The sequence below is a fragment of the Alcanivorax sp. HI0083 genome (assembly GCF_001635175.1).
This window is the reverse complement of sequence record NZ_LWFX01001268.1, coordinates 1-5,338: the sequence shown is the minus strand read 5'-3', so window position 1 is coordinate 5,338 and position 5,338 is coordinate 1. Positions and strand designations below refer to the sequence as shown.

Sequence of the window (5,338 nt, the reverse complement as noted above, 5' to 3'; positions counted from 1 at the left end):
CGTGCCCTGCAAGGGCAGAACATCCTGGCCAGGTCGCGGCGTCGCCGCTGGACGCACGCGTTACCGGTGCTGCTGGTGGCCGCCCTCGCCGTGCCCTTCTGGAGCCTGCCCCCGGAACAGAAAATCTACTGGATGCTGGCCGGGCGCAAGAACCATGACCTGTGGGAGCCCATCACCCTGTACGGCAACCCTTATCTGGCCATCATTGGCGCTCTAAGCCTTTTTTACTGGTGGCAACAACGCCAACAGGGAATCCAGAGCCGCCGCAGTGCAGTGATTGAATGGGTAGGCAACCTGCAAACATTCCAGCTACTGATCGCCTTGTCCATTGCCGCCAGGCTGGCGCTGTTCTATTTGTTCGATATCCGCATTTCGCTGACTTTTGTGCTGGCACCAGCCACGGCCTACCTCACCTATTTGTTGCTGACCCGAATTAATCTTCCCGTGCAGCAAGCACCACCGCTTGCTGCTGCAACGAAAGCAACAGCGAAAGAGATACCGGCTTGTGCAAAAAACGAAAAAAACGATGACGCGCACGCTGTTTTCCCGTTGCTGGAAAACGCCATGAAAAAAGGATTATTCAGAGAAAATGATCTGACCCTGGGGCGACTGGCAGCACACTGCGGCGTCACCACGCATCAGGCCTCTGCGGCGATCAATCAATGCTCCGGCCACCATTTTTATGACTGGATTAACGGCTTTCGTCTTGAGGCGGCAGCACAGGCACTGACAGACACCCGACAACCCGTGACCCGGATTTGCCATGATGTCGGATTCAATGCCAAATCCACCTTCAACACTGCATTCAAACGCCGCTTCCACACCACCCCAACGGCGTATAGAAAACAGCACGATACAGCAAAAAAGGAATGACCTCAGGGCGATTGTTGGGCCACGACAATCGCCCAACACAGCCTTTCAGCTCCGGCGATCAGCGATCTTTAATCATCCCGACGATCAGACAGAATCTTGCCGCTCTTGGGATCGACCTTGAGCTCACGCTTGTTGGTGCCTTTGTACGCCTCCACCTCCAGCTGCCCCCGATCAAAGGAAATCTCGGTAATCGGGGAATACCCCTGCTCTTCAATCATCTTTGCCAATTCGGACATGGGCTTGGCGCCCTCCGGCGGCCGTTCATCGGCAAGCCCCAGGGAAGACAGGCCCAGAGACGCACCCACTACCACCGCAAGATAAATCTGCTTCATGTCGCTCTCCTTCATCCATAAAGTATCACCCGGTCACAGATCACTACACAGATAGCACATCCCTACAGGCCTTGCTACGCACCCGGTCTACCATCTGCAGGCACATCAAGCATCGCGGGGCGCTGATAACGATAATGGAGCGTTTTCAGCGCAGGCTCCCCCGCTTCGTCAAATCCACTGGCGCCAGGTAGCCGGGCTTGCAGCTCGGCCCCCGGTAAATTATCGGCCACACACTGCTCCAGCCAGGCGTAATCCAGCCAGGGCGCATTGAGGCAGATCAGCAGGTCGGCCTCCGGCGCCAATAACTTATGCAGTTTACGCAGCACTTTCGGGTAGTCCTTCTCCGCCATAAAGCTGCCTTTCTGGGCACTGGGCGGATCAACCACAATCAGATCGTAACGCCCCAGGCTGTGCAGCTTTTTCCAGCTGCGAAAAATATTGTGGGGCAAGTAATGCACCCTGGCGTCCTGGAAACCATTCAGGGCGTGATTTTGTTTCCCCAGCGTCAAGGCGGCACCGGACAGATCAATGTTCACCACAGAGTGTGCCCCGCCAGCCAGCGCCGCCACCGAAAAACTGCAGGTGAAGCTGAACAGATTGAGCACCTTACGCCCCTCCGCCCGTTCCCGAATCCAGCGACGCCCCTCCGCCATGTCGGCGAAGAAACCCAGATTCTGGCCGCGCTGGAAATCCAGTTTGTAATCCAGCCCCTGCTCTGTGGCGACCGGGCTGTCCGCTAGCTCACCAACTACCACCACATTCTCGGCCTTGCCGTCATACCGGTGCTGGAACACCAATGTCTGACACCCCAGCCCGGCCAATGCGCCGCCAAGGCTGGCCTCCAGACCCGCCAGCACCGCTTCGTCCTGGGGGCGAAATAGCGTTGCCACCAGCACCGGTGGGAAGCAGTCCACGGTGAGCCACTCCAGCGATGGCAGCGTTTTGCCACGGCCATGAAAAAGGCGATGTTTTGGCTGGGACAATGGAACCAGATACGGGTCAAGAAGGTCTGATAACTGGGACGAGCGCATAGGGATCAATACAGGCATAAAGGTGGATACAGCATGCTGCCGGAAGACACAGGATGACTTCCGTTCAGCCGGTAAAGGCAAATTATAGCCCAAGGCTTGAACCCTCTGCGCCCCGCCCCCAATAAATAATTATCTACCTGATGGAGAAACCCCACGATGATGCGCATCGCGCTTTATCTGCTTACCAACCTGGCGGTTATTGTGGTCGCCAGTATCACCCTTAGCCTGCTTGGCGTTAATAGCTATTTCGCCCAGAGTGGCAGTGGCCTGGACCTAACCAGCCTGCTAATTTTCAGTGCGGTATTCGGTTTCGCCGGTTCATTGATTTCACTGCTGATATCCAAGCCCATGGCCAAGTGGTCCGCCAAGGTGCAGATCATCAAGGAGCCCGGCAACCAGGCGGAGCGCTGGCTGCTGGATACGGTGAAAGAGCTGTCAGACAAGGCCGGTATCAAGATGCCTGAAGTGGGCATCTTCCCGGCCCAGCAATCCAATGCGTTCGCTACCGGCTGGAACAAGAACGATGCCCTGGTAGCGGTTTCCCAGGGGCTGCTGAGCCGTTTTCGCCCCGAGGAAGTCCGCGCGGTGCTGGCCCATGAAATCGGCCACGTGGCCAATGGCGACATGGTCACCCTCAGCCTGATCCAGGGCGTGGTAAACACCTTTGTGATTTTTGCCGCCCGCGTGGTGGGTTATGTGATCGACAGCTTCCTGCGTCGTGACGGTGGCGGCGGCCTGGGCTTTGGTTACTACATCGTGGTAATCGTGGCAGAAATTATCTTCGGCATTGCCGCCAGCACCATCGTGATGAAGTTCTCCCGCTTCCGGGAATACCGGGCCGATGTGGCCGGCGCTCAACTGGCTGACCGACGCGACATGATTTCCGCCCTGCAACGGCTGAAAGCGGAGTCCAAGGTGCCTAACCAGATGCCCGACACCCTGGTGGCTTTCGGTATCAACTCTGGCGTGAAGCAAGGGCTGAAAGCCCTGTTCTCTTCGCACCCGCCGCTGGATGACCGCATCGCGGCGCTGCAGGAAAAGCGCCACGGGTAATCAAAAAGAGTTTTAGCAGGAGCACTGTAGGAGGCTGCTTGCAGCCGAAAAGGTTCGCTTGCAAGCAAACTCCTACAGCAGCTTCGTAGGGGACTGACCGCTAATCCCCTGCATTCGTCCCCACCCGGTAAAGAATCTGATCCTCATACCCGGTGGTCACCGGCCATAACCCGCACAACTGCTTGTCCAGCGCCGCGTCGCCACTGTCCACCAGCAAGGGCCGCCCTTCCAGGGTTTCCAGTTTGGTTCGGGTAGCCAGTATCTGAATATTTTCTTTGCCCAGCCGGCGAATCAGTGCAGGGCTGAATTGCTGGTTGCCACGGCCGAACAAATGCCCCTGGCCGCCAATCACGGTGATCACGGCTTTGGCCGGCGCATCGCCAATGTGCTCCAGTAACTGCCTGGCACCGAGATCCGCGGCGACCACCTCGCCATTGCGGACCAGATCCACGCCCAGCAGCGTATTGTCCAGCCCCAGCTGCTCCATCACCACCGCCACCGTGGAACCAGACCCCATCAGGTACCAGGTGTCGTCTTCCAGACTGTCTGCCACCCAGGCCGCTACTTCGGTAATCACCAGGTCTTCCACTTCCCGTCCGCCGCATTTCACCTGCTGCAGGTAACGGGCCTCTGCCGGTACTTGCAGCTCCCCATAGTGACGGGCCTTGACCACACCCTCGCGAAACGCAGCTTCGTCGATGTCCCGCACCTCGGCACTCTCCAGCGCCACCAACCCGCCACCGGCCAGCTCCGCCAGCAGACTTCCCGCCGCCTCTGGATTCACCGCATACACGGCAGAATGCATCTTGCATCCTGCCGGCACACCCAGCACAGGGGTACCCAGCCCAATGGCATCCACCAGATCCCGGGCGGTGCCATCGCCACCGGCAAACAGGATCAGTTCAGCCCCGGCCGCTTTCAGGGCAGCAGCAGCAGCACGGGTATCATCCGGGCTGCTGGGCATGGGCGACTCACCAATCACCGTGCAAGGAACCTTTGCCGCCCGGCAGCTGTTCTCGCCCATGTCTCCACCCCAGGTCAAAACAGACACATTGGTGACGGCGGACAGTACTTTCAGCGCCCGGCTCATCCGACCTGGTGCCTGGGGTTCGGCGCCGCGACGCAGGGCTTCATTCCGGGTTTGCACCCCGTCGCTCCCCTTCAGGGCCACGCTGCCACCCAGCCCGGCATAAGGGTTGACCAACACACCGAGACAAAGACCTTGATCAACTTTCATAAAAGGGTCATATCCAGATACAAAAATGGCGTTGCTGTCACCGACAGTCGCTAAGTAAATTTAAAGGCCAACTGCACAAGCAGGGATGAAACATGAACCTGAACAACACATCCTCAGCATCGCACTTCCACGGCGCGGCCATCATCGATGAGGACGGCCGGGAAATTCCCATTACCGAAGACATGATCCAGCGTGCCTGCGAGCACCTGGAAGATCAGTGGCAGTACCCTACCGCGCAATACCATCGGGCTCAAAAAGTCGGCGGATAATTGCCGCCCAAGCGTCCGCAACAGCCCCGTCATGCTGCCAGTGGTGCAGTTCGTGACGGACAGGATACTGTTTACGCAGGCGATCAAAGGCCGCAGCAGGGGCCGCTTCATTCAAGCTGTCGCCCAATCGCCGGTAATCATCGTCCAGCCGATATGCTGCTTGCAGTAACGCCAACAGGTCCGCATCACTCGCCACCGGCTGCCGCAACACTGGCGCATCCTCCCCGGCAGTCTCTGCCACCGCTTCCCTGCCTGCCCACTCGCACACCGCGTCATAGAGCATGCGGGTCCCTTTGCGCTTGCCTTCCAGGCTGTAACCCGCAATATGCGGCGAGCCCATCAGCACCTGCTGATACAGCGTCGGCGGCACCGTCGGCTCTTCCTCCCACACATCCAGCACCGTTGACGGCCCGGCACCACCGGCCAGCTGCCGGGACAGGGCCACATTGTCGATAACCGGCCCGCGACAGGTGTTAATCAGCATCTGTTCCGGCCCCAACCGGGCAAGCCGGTTCGCATCCAGCAGATGCCAGGTGGCATCAT

The 5,338-nt window shown here is 58.7% G+C and carries 7 protein-coding genes; 3 read left to right on the top strand and 4 right to left on the bottom strand.

The genetic code is table 11. The annotated features are described in order from the left end of the window. Positions 1-873, top strand: an 873-nt coding sequence (locus A3754_RS18720; protein WP_063520910.1) for an AraC family transcriptional regulator, incomplete at its 5' end; no start/stop codon positions are given. 68 nt (positions 874-941) lie between these two features. Here the strand turns inward: A3754_RS18720 and A3754_RS18715 are convergent. Both A3754_RS18715 and A3754_RS18710 read right to left on the bottom strand, forming a co-directional pair. After that, complete coding sequence (locus tag A3754_RS18715; protein WP_063520909.1) at positions 942-1,205, bottom strand: PepSY domain-containing protein; 264 nt, start codon at positions 1,203-1,205, stop codon at positions 942-944. Positions 1,206-1,279: 74 nt separating this feature from the next. Continuing rightward, positions 1,280-2,236 carry a class I SAM-dependent methyltransferase gene (locus tag A3754_RS18710; protein ID WP_082872444.1) on the bottom strand — a complete coding sequence of 319 codons (957 nt, stop codon included), beginning with the start codon at positions 2,234-2,236 and terminating at the stop codon, positions 1,280-1,282. A 156-nt stretch (positions 2,237-2,392) separates the two neighbouring features. Between A3754_RS18710 and htpX the strand changes: the two genes are divergently transcribed. Continuing rightward, complete coding sequence (gene htpX, locus A3754_RS18705; RefSeq protein ID WP_063520908.1) at positions 2,393-3,289, top strand: protease HtpX; 897 nt, start codon at positions 2,393-2,395, stop codon at positions 3,287-3,289. 100 nt (positions 3,290-3,389) lie between these two features. Here htpX and A3754_RS18700 read toward each other — a convergent pair whose 3' ends face one another. Next, positions 3,390-4,526 carry an ATP-NAD kinase family protein gene (locus A3754_RS18700; RefSeq protein ID WP_063520907.1) on the bottom strand — a complete coding sequence of 379 codons (1,137 nt, stop codon included), beginning with the start codon at positions 4,524-4,526 and terminating at the stop codon, positions 3,390-3,392. A 92-nt stretch (positions 4,527-4,618) separates the two neighbouring features. On the opposite strand from A3754_RS18700, the gene A3754_RS27905 reads away from it, so the two are divergent. After that, positions 4,619-4,795: a PA1571 family protein gene (locus A3754_RS27905; RefSeq protein WP_197468714.1), complete on the top strand. Its 177-nt coding sequence runs from the start codon at positions 4,619-4,621 to the stop codon at positions 4,793-4,795. Here the strand turns inward: A3754_RS27905 and A3754_RS18695 are convergent. After that, positions 4,755-5,338 (bottom strand): NAD(P)-dependent oxidoreductase (locus tag A3754_RS18695; protein WP_156497083.1); only part of this gene is annotated, 584 nt, incomplete at its 5' end. The genes A3754_RS27905 and A3754_RS18695 overlap by 41 nt on opposite strands.